The sequence below is a fragment of the Candidatus Thiodubiliella endoseptemdiera genome, from assembly GCF_964212635.1.
GTDB classification, from domain to species: domain Bacteria; phylum Pseudomonadota; class Gammaproteobacteria; order PS1; family Pseudothioglobaceae; genus Thiodubiliella; species Thiodubiliella endoseptemdiera.
The window spans coordinates 1,256,445-1,271,272 of sequence record NZ_OZ156463.1; the positions used below are offsets into that span (position 1 = coordinate 1,256,445).

General features: G+C 37.7%; 20 protein-coding genes. 5 read left to right on the forward strand and 15 right to left on the reverse strand.

Annotated features, from left to right (window positions below):
- Positions 1 to 52: 52 nt before the first annotated feature.
- The 3 genes from AB8525_RS06650 to AB8525_RS06660 form a co-directional block, all read right to left on the reverse strand.
- Positions 53 to 481: a copper chaperone PCu(A)C gene (locus AB8525_RS06650; protein ID WP_369177005.1), complete on the reverse strand. Its 429-nt coding sequence runs from the start codon at positions 479 to 481 to the stop codon at positions 53 to 55.
- Complete coding sequence (locus tag AB8525_RS06655) at positions 474 to 1,103, reverse strand: SCO family protein (protein WP_369177006.1); 630 nt, start codon at positions 1,101 to 1,103, stop codon at positions 474 to 476. The genes AB8525_RS06650 and AB8525_RS06655 overlap by 8 nt, the downstream gene beginning before the upstream one ends.
- Positions 1,104 to 1,284: 181 nt before the next feature.
- On the reverse strand, positions 1,285 to 1,923 hold the full coding sequence (locus tag AB8525_RS06660; protein WP_369177008.1) for a hypothetical protein: 639 nt from the start codon (positions 1,921 to 1,923) through the stop codon (positions 1,285 to 1,287).
- 50 nt (positions 1,924 to 1,973) lie between these two features.
- Here AB8525_RS06660 and AB8525_RS06665 point away from each other — a divergent pair, with 50 nt between their 5' ends.
- Positions 1,974 to 2,129 (forward strand): hypothetical protein, encoded by a 156-nt coding sequence (locus tag AB8525_RS06665; RefSeq protein WP_369177010.1) that lies wholly within the window; start codon positions 1,974 to 1,976, stop codon positions 2,127 to 2,129.
- Between the two features lie 58 nt (positions 2,130 to 2,187).
- Here the strand turns inward: AB8525_RS06665 and nirK are convergent, their stop codons facing one another.
- Positions 2,188 to 3,246 (reverse strand): copper-containing nitrite reductase, encoded by a 1,059-nt coding sequence (nirK, locus tag AB8525_RS06670; RefSeq protein WP_369179029.1) that lies wholly within the window; start codon positions 3,244 to 3,246, stop codon positions 2,188 to 2,190.
- A gap of 139 nt (positions 3,247 to 3,385) precedes the next feature.
- On the opposite strand from nirK, the gene AB8525_RS06675 reads away from it, so the two are divergent.
- Complete coding sequence (locus AB8525_RS06675) at positions 3,386 to 3,652, forward strand: transposase (RefSeq protein ID WP_369177012.1); 267 nt, start codon at positions 3,386 to 3,388, stop codon at positions 3,650 to 3,652.
- A 30-nt stretch (positions 3,653 to 3,682) separates the two neighbouring features.
- Positions 3,683 to 4,570, forward strand: coding sequence for an IS3 family transposase (locus AB8525_RS06680; protein WP_369177013.1), 888 nt, complete (start codon positions 3,683 to 3,685; stop codon positions 4,568 to 4,570).
- 144 nt (positions 4,571 to 4,714) lie between these two features.
- Here AB8525_RS06680 and AB8525_RS06685 read toward each other — a convergent pair whose 3' ends face one another.
- From AB8525_RS06685 to coxB, 7 genes are all read right to left on the reverse strand, one after another.
- The gene (locus tag AB8525_RS06685; protein WP_369177015.1) at positions 4,715 to 5,395 is read right to left on the reverse strand and encodes a Crp/Fnr family transcriptional regulator; all 681 of its coding nucleotides are present in this window, start codon (positions 5,393 to 5,395) and stop codon (positions 4,715 to 4,717) included.
- A 52-nt stretch (positions 5,396 to 5,447) separates the two neighbouring features.
- Entirely contained in the window at positions 5,448 to 6,086 is a 639-nt protein-coding gene (locus tag AB8525_RS06690; RefSeq protein WP_369177017.1) for an SURF1 family protein, read from the reverse strand.
- Between the two features lie 56 nt (positions 6,087 to 6,142).
- On the reverse strand, positions 6,143 to 6,385 hold the full coding sequence (locus AB8525_RS06695) for a twin transmembrane helix small protein (protein WP_369177019.1): 243 nt from the start codon (positions 6,383 to 6,385) through the stop codon (positions 6,143 to 6,145).
- Between the two features lie 65 nt (positions 6,386 to 6,450).
- A complete protein-coding gene (locus tag AB8525_RS06700; RefSeq protein ID WP_369177021.1) occupies positions 6,451 to 7,374 on the reverse strand; it encodes a cytochrome c oxidase subunit 3 in 924 nt (307 codons plus the stop codon).
- 15 nt (positions 7,375 to 7,389) lie between these two features.
- Positions 7,390 to 7,911 carry a cytochrome c oxidase assembly protein gene (locus tag AB8525_RS06705; RefSeq protein ID WP_369150307.1) on the reverse strand — a complete coding sequence of 174 codons (522 nt, stop codon included), beginning with the start codon at positions 7,909 to 7,911 and terminating at the stop codon, positions 7,390 to 7,392.
- Positions 7,912 to 8,020: 109 nt separating this feature from the next.
- On the reverse strand, positions 8,021 to 9,622 hold the full coding sequence (ctaD, locus tag AB8525_RS06710) for a cytochrome c oxidase subunit I (protein ID WP_369150310.1): 1,602 nt from the start codon (positions 9,620 to 9,622) through the stop codon (positions 8,021 to 8,023).
- Between the two features lie 25 nt (positions 9,623 to 9,647).
- Complete coding sequence (gene coxB / locus AB8525_RS06715; RefSeq protein ID WP_369177023.1) at positions 9,648 to 10,757, reverse strand: cytochrome c oxidase subunit II; 1,110 nt, start codon at positions 10,755 to 10,757, stop codon at positions 9,648 to 9,650.
- A 363-nt stretch (positions 10,758 to 11,120) separates the two neighbouring features.
- Between coxB and AB8525_RS06720 the strand changes: the two genes are divergently transcribed.
- Together AB8525_RS06720 and AB8525_RS06725 are read left to right on the forward strand one after the other, a co-directional pair.
- Positions 11,121 to 11,270 (forward strand): hypothetical protein, encoded by a 150-nt coding sequence (locus AB8525_RS06720; RefSeq protein WP_369150313.1) that lies wholly within the window; start codon positions 11,121 to 11,123, stop codon positions 11,268 to 11,270.
- A 9-nt stretch (positions 11,271 to 11,279) separates the two neighbouring features.
- Positions 11,280 to 12,272 carry a heme A synthase gene (locus AB8525_RS06725; RefSeq protein WP_369177025.1) on the forward strand — a complete coding sequence of 331 codons (993 nt, stop codon included), beginning with the start codon at positions 11,280 to 11,282 and terminating at the stop codon, positions 12,270 to 12,272.
- A 19-nt stretch (positions 12,273 to 12,291) separates the two neighbouring features.
- Here the strand turns inward: AB8525_RS06725 and AB8525_RS06730 are convergent, their stop codons facing one another.
- Genes AB8525_RS06730 through hisF form a run of 4 tightly spaced genes read right to left on the reverse strand, consistent with a single transcriptional unit; the run spans position 12,292 to position 14,713 of the window.
- A complete protein-coding gene (locus AB8525_RS06730; protein WP_369177027.1) occupies positions 12,292 to 12,483 on the reverse strand; it encodes a DUF2970 domain-containing protein in 192 nt (63 codons plus the stop codon).
- A gap of 10 nt (positions 12,484 to 12,493) precedes the next feature.
- Entirely contained in the window at positions 12,494 to 13,375 is an 882-nt protein-coding gene (cyoE, locus tag AB8525_RS06735) for a heme o synthase (RefSeq protein WP_369177029.1), read from the reverse strand.
- 1 nt (position 13,376) lies between these two features.
- Positions 13,377 to 13,910, reverse strand: a complete 534-nt coding sequence (locus AB8525_RS06740; RefSeq protein WP_369177031.1) for a hypothetical protein — start codon at positions 13,908 to 13,910, stop codon at positions 13,377 to 13,379.
- A gap of 35 nt (positions 13,911 to 13,945) precedes the next feature.
- Positions 13,946 to 14,713 carry an imidazole glycerol phosphate synthase subunit HisF gene (gene hisF, locus AB8525_RS06745; RefSeq protein WP_369150322.1) on the reverse strand — a complete coding sequence of 256 codons (768 nt, stop codon included), beginning with the start codon at positions 14,711 to 14,713 and terminating at the stop codon, positions 13,946 to 13,948.
- Between the last annotated feature and the right edge of the window lie 115 nt (positions 14,714 to 14,828).

Consider the following 14,828-nt stretch of genomic DNA (forward strand, 5'->3'; position numbering starts at 1 on the left):
ACTTAACAATCAAATCCTTGATATAGGTCAAGTCTAAAAAATATTGACGCCATTAATTGTATTTGTGGCTATCAAGAATGGGTATTTTTATTTCAATAATGCCAGCATTTTTAAATTCGAATTTAATTTTTATTGAGTGACGAGCAGACTTAGAAATATGCGTCAACATTAAATGATAAGACATCGGTCTTAATATTAAAGAATTACCTGCATTGATAGAAAATTTTGAATGATGCACCATATTCGCCATATTTGAATGTATTTGCGTTTGATGTAGCATAACAGTAGCATCATCGCTACTAACGCCTATTAACACATCTGGCTTATTGCTTTTATTTTTAATAATGCCATACCCAGAAGCACTTTTTGAACTAGGGGGTAATACAATATAAAAACCTTCTATTTGTATACTTTTTTGACTATTAATAACATAAAAGATAGCCAAAAAAATTAATAAACCTATTATTATAATTTTATTCATCTATTAGTACCTGTATTTTTTCAATAAATTTTTTCGTTGCTGTGCCTGTGTACTCTAAAGATCGCGTATTACCCATTTTATCAATAAGATAAATAGCCACTGTATGAGAGAAAAGAGAGGATTTATCTGCTTTTTTTTCGACTTCATTGTTAAATGTTTTTTGATTAACTCTGCGTATGTACTCTGTTGGAATACTGGTTTCTGCTAATTTTGAGTATTCCGCTTGAAATAAGTCGGTAATTTTTTTTATTGTCTGCTTCGAACCAGTCAATCCAATAAAATTTTTATTAAAATGCTGCATAAACTCTTTTAAATGTTTTGGTGTGTCATATTCTGGGTCAACAGTGACAAATATAACGCGAATCTGTTGTTTCTCTTTTGCTGTTAATTTTGCGTATAAATGTTGTAAATAACCCAAGGTAAATGGGCAAATATCTGAACAGTTAGTATAGCCAAATGACAAAAGAACAACCTTACCCTTAAATTTACTGAACTTAATTTCCTTTCCAGTCATTGAGCTTATGGCAGAAAATTCTCCACCAATGCCACTTAAAATAGGCATTTCTTGTGCAAAGGAAAATTTGCTTATCAGTAGAATGGTTATTAATATTTTTTTTAACATACGAATCCAATCCACGGGGCAATATCAGGCAACAAATGTTTTTCTTGAATTCTAATTATCTGCCAAATATTATTTTTTAACTTAACATGAATAGTTTGTTTTATTTTCGCTATTACTTTTTGATTTTTAGCGTTCACACCCTTATATTGAATAACAAGATTAAAAATAAACTTATTATTTTTTAACGCTTTAACATCCATAGAATGTAATAAATTCTTACCTTTATATAGATACTGACTGCGTTTTTTAAACTAGAAAACACACTGCCTTGTATCTGTTTCCCTGCTATATTAACCACATAAGTTGCTTTATTTTCAATGGTAGGTAGCCTATATTTATCTCCATCGAGCCAAGCAAGCCAAGCATAAACAAACTGTCGTTTTTGATAATAGAGTTGATTGAAATTTTTGCCACTTGCTGCCGTTGCAAACTCTCCCTTATCTTTAATAATTTTATTTAATTCTGGCTTGCCTAATGGCGACAATAAAAATACAAGCACTTCACTGACAGTCTTGCTAATCAACTTATTAGCGTTTTTATAGGTTAATAACAATTCGACATTAAATTTATGACGATTTTCTTGTTTCGAATCAATCAACTTTATTTTGATTATTTTTATTTGCTGAATTTCCTTAGGATAATAATCTAAAAATTTACTTTGTGAATCTTTAGATAATAATTGTGCATACCAGTCCATCAAAGAGGCCACACTTGAATTAATAGAAAAACTACCTGTATTTAATCCGACAGGAAGCGCATTTGTCGTTAAAAACAACCCTGCCAAAATAAGAGCCCAAATAAACTGTTTGATCTTATGCATAAAAAATATGGCCCTTAGCCTTATCATTACTGTGAGACCTTTGCATAAATATGAATAATCATCAAAACGCCATCTTTCATCAAATTACAAACTTTTTAAAAACACCCTTAGCCCTGCTAGGAGTGGATTTAAAAAATTTCCAATTTAATAAAATCTGTCATTTTGCTAATCATCCCTATTTATGCAAAGGTCTCCTGTATTTATAATAATAAAGACTAAAGGCCATATCTATCTCTACACCATACGGGTCTTAGAGAAGTTTTATTATTCTATTTTAGTGGGCGCTTGAACTTGTTCCATCAAGTCGTTATTCCACTCACCTTCAACAGAGACATGTGCAGCAGCACCCAGTATAATCGCTTCAATCAAGTTATGATTAACATAAGCATATATACCAGGTTGTTTAAAGGTATATGTTGCAGCCACTGCTTCACCACCTAAAACACTCCATGTCTCTCTATCAACGGTTGGCGTATTATTAAATGAGCCTCCTGTCCAAACATTGTCTCCATGACCGCCAATTAAATGAATACGAGAATCTTCATTCGCTTGTGAGTGGATAAATAATACGGTTTCACCGACTTTGGCTTTCATTGCGTTTTTACCCGTTAAAGCACCTTTTTTGCCGTTATAAGTGATGTGTGTTGGCGTGAGTTTTTTCATAACTTTTAAGGTGTCATTCATCGATGCAACCGCATTGGGGTAGCGCTTATATTTACCATTTTTATCTTTAGGAATATACCAACCCTGTTCACCCACATAATAAGCCCTATCATAAGTTACTAAATGACCCTTATTATCTTTAAGTCCATCTTTTGGCAAAATCATAATGGCACCATACATGCCTGAAACCACATGGTAGGGAATCATTGTACCACCCGGTGCACAATGATAAACATAAGTACCCGGTCTATCGGCTTTAAAGCGTAAGACAACCTGCTGACCTGGGGCAACCTTGGTTAAAGCACCACCACCTAAAGCACCTGTTGATGCGTGAAAGTCAATATTGTGTACCAAAAAATTGGTTGATGGGTTTTTTAAAGTTAATTCAACATAATCACCTTCATGCACAACCATCATTGGACCTGGATTGGTTCCATTAAAAGTCATCGCTTGAACAAACACCCCTGGTTCAATCTCTATTTCTTTTTCTTCAATAATCATTTCCATCTCAATAATTCTAGGCTTACCCGAATATTTTTGTTCGTGCTTTGGAAGAAAAGGGGGTGCGACCAAAATTTGTTTTACCCTTTCTAAACCCTGTATATTTGACTGGACGCCAATATTGGCAATATATCCTGCCGCACTTTCTGCAGTAGCGATACCCGATAATGTTAATATTAATACAGCACCTAAACTTATCTTTTTTAAAATACTATAAAACCCCAACAATTTCAGACAACAATCTAAACTTTCTTATTTCAAACCCGTTAAACTAAACAAAAAAAATCGGAGTAAAAAAATGAGTAAAAAACGAACCAAATACACCTCAGCATTTAAAACAAAATTAGTGCTTGAGTTATTACAAAATGAAAGCACCTTGGTGCAGATTGCTAGCAAGCATAACATCCTTCCACAAAACCTACAAAACTGGAAGAAAACCTTCCTTGCTAATGCTGAAATTGCCATGGAGCCATCCAAGGCGGTTAAAGAATACAAAGAAGAGCTTGTTAAATCACAAAAACAAAATGAGCGCTTAACAGCTCTGGTAGGCAAGGTAACCGTATAGAAGGAATGGTTAGCAAAAAAGCTAAAAAGCTTGGGCTTATCTAATCTTAAACAATTAGTTGACTTCAAGCCGTCTTCAACATCTGCAACACAACCTTTATCAATTAATCAACAATGCCAACTGTTGAGCATTAACAGGAGTGGCTTATATTACACACCGCGTACCAATGTGCGTAAAGATAAAATTAAATCTCATATCACCAAGGTGTTTGAACAAATACCTATTTACGGTGAGAAAAAAGTGCATCAACAACTACTTGAAGACGGTTACAAGGTAAGTTTAAACACAGTGGCTCGTTATCGCCAAGCGTTGGGGTTAAAAGCGGTGTTAGCGGTTAAACAGGTTAATACAGCCATACCAATCAAAGCACATAAAAAATACAGTTATAAGCTTCGAGGTCTTGGTATTAACCACGCTAATCAAGTTTGGAGTACAGACATCACCTACATTAAGATTGCGGGAGGTATGGTGTATATGGCTGCTATTATTGATTGGCATTCCAAGGCTGTTTTATCACACAGAATATCCAACACAATGGATTCACAGTTAGTGATGAGCGTACTCAACGATGCTTTAGAAAAATACCCGCACCCAGAGATATTTAATACCGATCAAGGCAGTCAATACACCAGTGAGGTGCACACCAAGCGACTCAAAAAACTGGGTATTACTATCTCAATGGACGGCAAAGGCAGAGCCACAGATAATATCTGCATTGAACGCTTCTGGAGAAGTGCTAAATGTGAAAGGATTTATTTAAACGAATACCAAACTATCAGTGAGTTAACCACGGATGTAGATGATTATATTGAGTTTTATAATCACCAAAGATTCCATGAAACATTGAAATATAAAAAACCAATGGATGTGTATCAAGAAAGTATAAAATTGAATCAGAAAAAGAAGAGGGCTTCTTAGGGTTTGCTATATAAGAAAATTTAGAAAGTTGTTTGAGGTTTTGGGGTAATGTATACTACACATGCTTATTTCTCCTATTTTCAATTTAATCAGAGATTATGTTAATAGAAACATAATGGAAAGTCTTTGACATAAGTCAATTTTTTAAAATTTAGCTAGTGCTTGGAGTTTATCCACATCAAGTAAGTTAATATAGTTTTTATTAATTTCTATCAATCCTTCTTTTGAGAGTTTTTTTAGAATACGAGAAAGTGTTTCTGGCTGAATAGCAAGCTGAGACGCTAAAATTTGCTTAGACACCGATAGAAAAATACCTGCTGTTTTATCGCCTTTCTGTCTATAGTTAAGCAAAAAATTAACCAGTCGACAGGTGCCATCATGTAAGGTTAAATTATTAATTTCATTCACTGCCCAATGCAAGCGTTGTGATAATTTACCCATAATTTTAAAACAGGCTTTTGGTGATTTTTCTAAAATACCAAGATAACACTGCATATTGATACGCAATACAACACTAGAGAGTAGTGCGGTTGCATTTAATGGGTACCGCTTATTGTCTAAAAACATAATGGCTTCTGCAAAACTTTGCCCTTTATTAATAATGGGCATCACTTTTTCATCGCCTTTTTCTGATAAAAATGCCAATTTTATTTGCCCTTGAATATTTAGAAAAAAATCAGTGGCCTCTTGCCCTTGCTGGAAAAGAGTTTGATTCTTTTCTAAAATTTGATAACTACTATGTCCACCTATTTGCACCAATTCAGATGTGCTAAATCCAGAAAATAAATCAGCCTTTTTTAAATCATCTTGTATATTTCTATGCATATTTTTTTATCTTCATAAAGGTTGTCAAATAATAAGCATACCTTAATCAAATTCAATTTCTGCTATTTTTTCTTAATAAATAAATTGTAATAAAACTCAACACCAACGCCATTAAAAACCATTGCAGGGCGTAACCCAAGTGTTTGTCGACACTGCCATAAAAAGGCTTCCATTTGCGATAAAAGCCATTGTTAGCTTTTACATCTAATTGCGCTAGCATTGGCACAATTTGGTATCCAGATAATTGAGAGAGTTGCCCCATATTCAACGATTGAATTAGGACTGGGAAAGTTGTATTAATATTTTGTTGCTTGAGTTTTATGCGTTGTTTAGGGGCGATTAGCTGAACTTTGATAGTAGTGGCATTATTGCTGATTTTAATATCGGTTAACTTTGCACGATTGCCATGCCAAGGTACAAAACCGCGATTGACTAAAATGGTACTTTTGTTTGCAAGGATAAAAGGGGTGAGGACATAATACCCAGCGGTGCTGTTGACGATTTGATTATCATAGATAAATTGTTTGTCGTTATCGTAATAACCTTTGAGTAGAACTTGATAATGTTCTTTATTCAGCAAATCGTTAGCGTCTGAAACGAGTTGTGCGGGACTTGATTGTGCTGCCACAATGGCACTTTCAATCGCACGCTTTTCATCGGCACGATCTAATTGCCAAAAGCCTAATGACATCAACCCCCACAAAGTGAGAGAAATTAGTATGCCAGGTAGAATGAAACTGCGTTTCATCATTTTTGCACAGGTTGGTGCACAGCTGGTGCGTCAATCATCATTCCATTTGGCTTAATCCAGCCCATTGCACCAGCAAACATAACAAAAATAAATAGTGCCACCGATAAAGCCACACGAGTTACTAAGGACTTAAACATCTTATCTGAACCTTGCTTTCCACCTTTAAGCATGCCAATAAGCCCAAATCCTAATGCCACCAATATGGCAATAATAACAATAACGATTAATACTTCTGTCATAACAACTCCTAAAATTTTCTATAAAAAACCCCCAGTTAAGGGGGTTTTATTATCTCAGTTTATACTTACAACCAATAAACAAAGACAAATAATCCTAGCCATACAACATCAACAAAGTGCCAATACCAAGCAACCCCTTCAAAACCAAAGTGGTTTTCTGCACTGAAATGACCTTTCTGCACTCGGTATAAAATCACGGTTAACATAATCACCCCAACAGTTACATGGAAGCCATGGAAGCCCGTTAGCATATAGAAAGTTGAGCCGTAAATACCTGAGGTTAGTTTTAAACCTTCGTGGTAGGCGTGTCCATATTCCATAATTTGAAAACCTAAGAATGCAGAACCTAAGGCGATGGTTGCCACTAACCAGCCAATGATTTGCTGGCGATGACCAGCACGCAAAGCATGGTGGGCAAAAGTCAAAGTTACACCTGATAACAATAGTAACGCCGTATTTAATGCAGGTAAGCCCCATGGGTTCACTACATCAGCAGGTGTTGCCGTTGCAATGCCACTATCTGGCACTGCTGGGAAACTCATTACTGTACCTGACTGTAACTCCGCACCTGGTGCCAAGAAAGCCATCTGATGCCACGAGGCACTAAAGGCATTCCACAAATCTGGGGTAAAGACATTGTTATCTGCACCACCTAACCAAGGCACTGAAAGTTGTCTTGCATAGAACAATGCACCGAAAAAAGCAGCAAAGAACATTACTTCAGAGAATATAAACCAACTCATACCCCAACGGAATGAACGATCCACTTGGTCATTATAAATACCATTAGTGCTTTCATTGACCACCTGACCAAGCCAGCCAAACATCATAAATACTACGATTGCAAAACCAAGTGCCATCACTGAACCGCCCCATGACACACCATGCATTTGATTAGCAAAACCAACAAATAATGTGGCTATACCAATTGAGCCAATAATTGGCCAGTAAGTACCCTCTGGTACATAATATGCTTGCTCTTTACTCATACTCTCTCCCCTTTATTATTCTTCAAGTTTAAAAAAATTGTAGGACAAACTTATATCTTTAATACGCTTATCCAGTTCTGGTTCAACCACAAATCGTAAGGTCATTTCCACTTCCTCATGCGGTTTAAACACCTGTTTATTAAAACAAAAACATTCTAATTTCTTAAAATACAGTGCAGCATCTGTTGGTGCTACACTTGGAATTGCTTGACCAATAACGGTTTTATCCGTGTTATTCTTAGCAATGTAACTGGCTGTATAAAACTTACCAGGAACAATGGTCATCGAATGCACTTTTGGTCCAAACTGGACCGGGAAACCACCCATTGTCATCGCAAAAAAACTCACTTCAACTTTACGCTGTTCATCCACCACATATTGTTGTTCTGACTCTATTCTACCGGTTGTGCCATTAAATCCAGTAATCTCACAAAAAACATCATAAATAGGCACCATTGCATAAGCAAAGGCAAACATCAATATGGGTGCTGATACTAATTTTATCCAAAACCCTCTCGTTATTTTTTTTCGCTCCATATTTAGCCAGTCGTCGGGTTAAACAACACGATGGTGGCTACAAATACTCCTATTGCTACGACGCCTACAATAACCGCAGTAATAACAGCACCTTTTCTTTGTTTATCCATTAAGAGTTTTGAGACTCCGCCTCAATTAACTTTCTTGATGGGGGTGTATTAAAACTATGGTATTGTGCTTTTGGCTCTAGCGTCCACTCTAAACCTTTTGCACCCTCCCAAGGGCGGGCAGTGGCTGGCTTACCATTGCGAATACAATCAATCACAATATAAGTCAATAAGAAGAACGATGCACCGAATGCAAAACCACCAATGGATGAAATAAAGTTAAAGTCTGCAAACTGTAGTGAGTAATCAGGGATACGCCTAGGCATACCTGCAAGACCTAAGAAATGCTGAGGGAAGAATAAAACATTCACGGCGATAACTGCCCACCAAAAGTGTATTTTGGCTAAAAACTCGTTATACATCTTACCTGTCCACTTAGGTAACCAGTAGAATGTTGCCGCAATGATTGACCACAATGCACCTGTTACCAAGACATAGTGGAAATGTGCAACCACAAAATATGTATCGTGATATTGGATGTCTGCTGGTGCAATGCCTAACATTAAGCCGGAGAAGCCACCAATCGTGAATAAGAAGACAAATGAAACTGCCCATAACATCGGTGCCTCAAAAGTCATTGAACCACGCCACATGGTTGAAATCCAGTTAAATACTTTAACCCCTGTTGGCACTGCAATCAGCATTGTTGCATACATAAAGTAGAGTTCACCTGCAACGGGCATACCTGTTAAAAACATATGGTGCGCCCATACAATGTAAGATAAGAATGCGATTGATGCGGTTGCATAGACCATTGAAGAATACCCAAATAACGGTTTGCGTGCAAAGGTTGGAATAATATGTGACACGACACCAAAGGCTGGCAAAATCATAATATAAACTTCAGGATGCCCAAAGAACCAAAAGATGTGTTGGAATAATACGGGGTCACCGCCACCTGTTGCATCAAAAAATGCAGTGCCAAAGTTGCGATCGGTCAACATCATTGTTACTGCACCCGCTAATACTGGCATTGCACCAATTAATAGGAAGGAGGTGATTAACCATGTCCATACAAACAACGGCATATCCATCAACTTCATCTCTGGTGCACGCATATTTAAAACGGTTGCAATAATGTTAATTGCACCCATAATGGAGGAGAAGCCCAATAAATGCACAGCAAAAATAAAGAAGTCGGTGCTATCTGGTGCAAAAGTGGTGGAGAGTGGCGCATAGAATGTCCAACCAAATGCGGGTGCACCGCCTTCCATAAAGAAAGTGCTGAGTAAAATACTGCCTGCAAACGGCAAAATCCAAAATGACCAGTTATTCATTCGTGGCAACGCCATATCAGGTGCACCAATCATCATTGGTATCAACCAGTTGCCCAAGCCAACAAATGCTGGCATAATCGCACCAAACACCATAATTAGCCCGTGCATAGTCGTCAATTGATTAAAAAACTGTGGTTCCATCAATTGCAACCCTGGCTGTAATAATTCAGCACGAATACCCATTGCAAATGCACCGCCTATTAGTAACATAGTGAAAGCGAACCACATATAAAGCGAACCAATGTCTTTATGGTTCGTTGTCTTGACCCATCTCATTAAGCCTTTTTCAGGTCCGTGATGGTGATCGTCGTGTGTTATTGTCGTCATATTTTTTCTCCTTTAATTTCTTTGATTAGCGTGCAGATTTAACATCGGTAGGCTGAATAACGCTACCTGTATTGCCAAAGGCATTTCTTTCATAAGTCATTACTGCCGCAAGGTCGCTATCGCCTAATGCTTTAAACTGCGGCATTACTGCCTTACCATTTAAAACAATGTTAATGTGTGCAGCCGCTGGACCATTAGCAATTGTTGAGCCTTTCATTGCAGGAAACACAGGAGGTGTACCTGAACCGTCTGCCTTATGGCAAGCAGCACAGTTAGTGTTATACACATTTTTACCTTTGGCCATCAAGTCAGCCTTAGACCATGTCTTAGTTGCACTTGCTATTGCCGCTTTCGCTGCTGCTTGTTGTTTAGCTACCCATTGCTTATAATCTGCTTTAGAAACCACATCAACCACAATCGGCATAAACCCATGGTCTTTACCACAAAGCTCGGCACATTGTCCACGGTAAGTGCCAATTTTGTCAATCTTAGCCCACGCATCATTAATAAAACCTGGGTTCGCATCTTGTTTAACGCCAAAATCAGAAACCCACCAGTTATGGATAACATCATTTGAAGTGATTAAGAAGCGAATTGAGGTATCTACTGGTAATACCAAACGCTTATCTACATTTAATAAGTAGTGTTCGGCATTTTCACGCTCTGCGTCTGTTCCACGAATAACCTCTCTGGAACTTTGTGCCAAATTTGAGAAAAAACTAATGCCTTCTTTGGGGTAGTCATATTGCCATTTCCATTGATGACCTGTGATTTTAATACTCATTTCAGCCTTGGTCGTATCCTCCAAATCAATCAACACTTTAGAGGCTGGAATTGCCATACTAATTAAAATAATTATTGGAACAACCGTCCATATAAGTTCTGCCTTAGTGCTTTCGTGAAAGTTGGCTGCAACGGCACCTTTTGATTTTCTGTGCATAATCAACGAATAAATCATTGCACCAAATACGACGATTGCGATTACCACAGATACCAAAAATACCATCATATGTAAACCATAAATACCATGACTGACTGAAGTAACACCCTCAGTCATATTAAACTCATACTCGGCAAATACACTGGTTGACATCATCACAACCATAATACTTAAAAGCCTTGTTAATCTTTTCATACACCCTCCAAAATAAAAAAATATCTCCCCATTCTTAATATGCATATACATATCGAAAACTGTTATCTCGATTCAAAAGTAAAACAAGTGAATATGATTTAAGCCTTGCTGTCATAGTGCTTTCAAAAATTTAAACTTTATGGCAATATTTTTTGAAATGCTGTAGCAGTAAGGGTTTTGTCAAATTTACATTTTCTATCTTTGAACTAATTCCTGAGGATTATACTACCTTTATTAACTTATGTTAATAAAATTAAAAATAACTTATGTTAATAAAATTAAAAATTTTATTAACAAGTATCCCCAAATTGTACTGAAGTTTTTAATTCTCTAAGTTATATGTATAGAGACCTTTGCATAAATATGAATAATCATCAAAACGCCATCTTTCATCAAATTACAAACTTTTTAAAAACACCCTTAGCTCTGCTAGGAGTGGATTTAAAAAATTTCCAATTTAATAAAATCTGTCATTTTGCTAATCATCCCTATTTATGCAAAGGTCTCGTATAATATGTCACCATGTTTAAAAAACTACTAAAAATATCCATTGTACTTGCCCTTATTGTCGTTATTCTAGGTGCTTACACACGGCTTGGTGATGCAGGATTGGGTTGCCCTGATTGGCCAACTTGCTACGGACAACTCACTGTTCCTGACCACGCTGATGGCACAAAATTTGAGGGCTACGAACGCCCGCTTGAAGCCGCCAAAGGTTGGAAAGAAATGGTACATCGTTATGTCGCCTCTTTATTAGGGCTGGCAATTTTTGCCCTGTTCTTTTTAGTCGTCAAAGGTAAAACCAAATACCGTCAATCACTTGGATTGCCTGGATTTACTGCTTTTTTTGTGATGTTGCAGGGGGCTTTTGGTATGTGGACAGTAACGCTAATGGTACATCCTGGTATTGTTACCACACATCTTGTCGGCGGATTTGCCACCACAGTATTGCTCACATGGATGTTACTTAATCAGGGCAATCCGCCGATTATCTACCAACATATCTTAAAAAGACACAAAGTATTATTAATAGCAACTTTACTAATATTAAGTTTGCAAATTATTTTGGGCGGTTGGACTTCTACTAATTATGCAGCACTTGCTTGTGGCGAAGAGTTTCCAACTTGTTTAGGTTCTTGGTGGCCGACAATGGATTTTGTCAATGCACTGTATTGGGGTCCGATTGGTGCAGAACACGACTATGAATTTGGCGTATTAGAAAATGCGACTCGTGCTAGCATTCAAATGCTACATCGCATTGGTGCATTAGTCACAACACTATTTATTGGACTATTAATTTATACCTTTGGCAAAAACTACTCGTACCTAAAATCAAACTTGGTGCTGATTGGTGGCTTATTAACCACGCAAGTTACTTTGGGCATATTCAATGTATTGTTCTCAATTCCAATGGCAATTGCAACGCTACATAATGTCGTGGCACTGTTATTACTACTGAGCGTTTTAGCGTTACTACATAAAACTCTAATCCAAAAGTATAGATTGCACAAATAGTGCCAGACCAGTCGCTCGCCTAAGGTAGCACCAACTTTACCACAGTAATCACTGCCATGATAAAAATAATCGTCATAATAAAGCCAACAATAATATAAGGCCATGGACCTGATTTTTCAGTGCGTTCAAAGTCCTTAATCAGATTTTCTTTTTTACCCACACCAATCATCGCTGAAGTAACTGCTTTAAATACTTGTCCTAATCCTTTCATAGTATTGCCCTTATAAAGTTATTAAAAAATAATGATCCACTAATAATGCCATGAACAACAACATTAAATAATTGACCGAAAACATAAATGTCTGCCAAGCGATTCGATTGTCCTCTGGATGGGTGTAAATTTTAATCGCATATCCCAAAAATATAAGCCCTAAAATAATGGCTGAAACAAGATAAATTAACCCCGACATACCCACTAAATAAGGCAATAATGTTACTAAAAATAACAAAATTGTATAAAGCAAAATCTGCAACCGAGTATAAGCCAAGCCATGCGTTACTGGCAACATCGGCACATCCACTTTTTTGTATTCTTCCACTCTAAAGATTGCCAATGCCCAAAAATGCGGTGGCGTCCAAATAAACACAATCAAAAACAATAAAAATGCGTATTCAATACCTTGCGTACCTGAAATTGCCGTCCAGCCTAAAATCGGTGGCACTGCCCCTGCTGCCCCACCAATCACAATATTTTGCGGTGTAGCCCGTTTCAAATACATTGTATAAACCACTGCATACCCAATCAACGAGAGAAAGGTTAGTACCATCGTAATTGTATTCACAAACAACTGCAGAATACCCAAACCAATCACCCCTAAAAACACCCCCCAAACTAACGCTTGATTGCGACTCACCTTGCCTTGTGGCAAAGGTCGTTTGTCAGTGCGTGCCATTTGGATATCAATTTGCTCATCAACAATATGATTAAATACCGCCGCTGAAGCAGACGCCATTGAAATCCCCACTGAGGCAGTCATCACCAACATCGCATCCGGCAAATATGGTGCAGGCACCGCTAAAAACATTCCCACTACTGCAGTCAGCAAAATTAAAGCAACTACTTTGAGTTTACACAGTCCGAGTAGAACGCTAAGTGAAGGCATATTAACCAATCCTTGAGTATTTAAACAAACGATCAAGGTCTTTCATAACGCGTTTAATGACGATACCCTGTGGATTATAATGCAACATCACATTACCAAGCGGGTCAATTAAAAACAAAGTATTATCGGGAAATTTAGCCAATTGTTGACTGAGTGTCGCACTCGGATGGGCAATCAAAAGACCCGTTTCCTGCACATCAGTCGCACCATTAATTAACAACATTCTTTGAATACGACGCATATCTTCATTCATCAAAATGCGAATGGTTTTCATATCCTTTAATACCTGTGTGCAAGCACTCTCACAAGTTTTGGTGGCATAAGCCAGCGTCCACAACCCCTGTAAACTGCCTTGAGTATCGTTAGAAAAACGCACATCTTCTGTTTCCGTGGTAATAATCGGATTAACAAACTCACCATAATTGACGGTAGTGCCAGTAAAGGCAGTTGGATTCCAATAAAAAAATGCCGTACCGAGTGCAATTGGTAACACAAAGGATGCCAACAATACCCATAATTCTTTCTTAGAATTCATAAAAATCTCCCACGCATAAAGTGCAACATCATACGCTAAAGCCTCACTTCAATGCCATTTTCTCGCATCGCTTGTTTGGCTTGTGCTATCGTATATTCACCAAAATGAAAAATACTGGCAGCCAATACCGCATCAGCACCCCCTTGCAAAATACCAGCAGATAAATGGGCTAAATTACCCACACCGCCCGACGCAATGACTGGCACACTTACCGCATCAGAGACTGCTTTTGTCAGTGCCAAATCAAATCCTGTTTTAACCCCATCACAATCCATTGAAGTGAGTAAAACCTCACCTGCACCATTTTCACCTGTAGTCATTTTCACCGCCCATTCAACCGCATCAATGCCTGTGGTATTACGCCCGCCATGGGTGAAAATCTCCCATTTTCCCTCTGTCACTTTTTTTGCATCAATGGCAATAACGATACATTGTGATCCAAATTCTTCACTCAATTGAGCAATCAAATCAGGATTGTGAATAGCCGCAGAATTCACTGCCACCTTGTCTGCCCCTGCATTCAACATCACCCGAACATCCGCTGATTTGCGAATACCGCCGCCCACTGTTAACGGAATAAAAACTTGCGCGGCAATCGCCTCAACCATATGCACCGTCGTATCTCTGCCCTCATGAGACGCAGTAATATCCAAAAAAGTAATCTCATCTGCCCCCTCATCGTCATAGCGTTTTGCCACTTCAACAGGGTCACCTGCATCTTTAATATCAACGAACTTAGTGCCTTTGACCACACGCCCATCACGCACATCAAGGCAGGGGATAATTCTTTTTGCTAAACTCATTTTTTTAAATCCTCTTTTGTTAAAAATTAAGTGGTCTCAAAATTATAAACTATGAACTTGCTTTCTACAAGATTGTTGCAACAGTCCACCTATCGTTAAATAGGTATAATTTGCC

Excerpts from the sequence above, each read along its gene's own strand:
- AB8525_RS06695 (WP_369177019.1), bottom strand. The coding sequence starts at position 6,385 with ATGACAGAAGTATTAATCGTTATTGTTATTATTGCCATATTGGTGGCA.
- AB8525_RS06720 (WP_369150313.1), top strand. The coding sequence starts at position 11,121 with ATGAATAATCATCAAAACGCCATCTTTCATCAAATTACAAACTTTTTA.
- AB8525_RS06740 (WP_369177031.1), bottom strand. The coding sequence starts at position 13,910 with ATGAATTCTAAGAAAGAATTATGGGTATTGTTGGCATCCTTTGTGTTA.
- AB8525_RS06655 (WP_369177006.1), bottom strand. The coding sequence starts at position 1,103 with ATGTTAAAAAAAATATTAATAACCATTCTACTGATAAGCAAATTTTCC.
- hisF (WP_369150322.1), bottom strand. The coding sequence starts at position 14,713 with ATGAGTTTAGCAAAAAGAATTATCCCCTGCCTTGATGTGCGTGATGGG.
- AB8525_RS06660 (WP_369177008.1), bottom strand. The coding sequence starts at position 1,923 with ATGCATAAGATCAAACAGTTTATTTGGGCTCTTATTTTGGCAGGGTTG.
- cyoE (WP_369177029.1), bottom strand. The coding sequence starts at position 13,375 with ATGCCTTCACTTAGCGTTCTACTCGGACTGTGTAAACTCAAAGTAGTT.
- ctaD (WP_369150310.1), bottom strand. The coding sequence starts at position 9,622 with ATGACGACAATAACACACGACGATCACCATCACGGACCTGAAAAAGGC.
- AB8525_RS06675 (WP_369177012.1), top strand. The coding sequence starts at position 3,386 with ATGAGTAAAAAACGAACCAAATACACCTCAGCATTTAAAACAAAATTA.
- AB8525_RS06705 (WP_369150307.1), bottom strand. The coding sequence starts at position 7,911 with ATGGAGCGAAAAAAAATAACGAGAGGGTTTTGGATAAAATTAGTATCA.
- AB8525_RS06685 (WP_369177015.1), bottom strand. The coding sequence starts at position 5,395 with ATGCATAGAAATATACAAGATGATTTAAAAAAGGCTGATTTATTTTCT.
- AB8525_RS06725 (WP_369177025.1), top strand. The coding sequence starts at position 11,280 with ATGTTTAAAAAACTACTAAAAATATCCATTGTACTTGCCCTTATTGTC.
- AB8525_RS06690 (WP_369177017.1), bottom strand. The coding sequence starts at position 6,086 with ATGTCATTAGGCTTTTGGCAATTAGATCGTGCCGATGAAAAGCGTGCG.
- AB8525_RS06650 (WP_369177005.1), bottom strand. The coding sequence starts at position 481 with ATGAATAAAATTATAATAATAGGTTTATTAATTTTTTTGGCTATCTTT.
- AB8525_RS06665 (WP_369177010.1), top strand. The coding sequence starts at position 1,974 with ATGAATAATCATCAAAACGCCATCTTTCATCAAATTACAAACTTTTTA.
- AB8525_RS06700 (WP_369177021.1), bottom strand. The coding sequence starts at position 7,374 with ATGAGTAAAGAGCAAGCATATTATGTACCAGAGGGTACTTACTGGCCA.
- coxB (WP_369177023.1), bottom strand. The coding sequence starts at position 10,757 with ATGAAAAGATTAACAAGGCTTTTAAGTATTATGGTTGTGATGATGTCA.
- AB8525_RS06730 (WP_369177027.1), bottom strand. The coding sequence starts at position 12,483 with ATGAAAGGATTAGGACAAGTATTTAAAGCAGTTACTTCAGCGATGATT.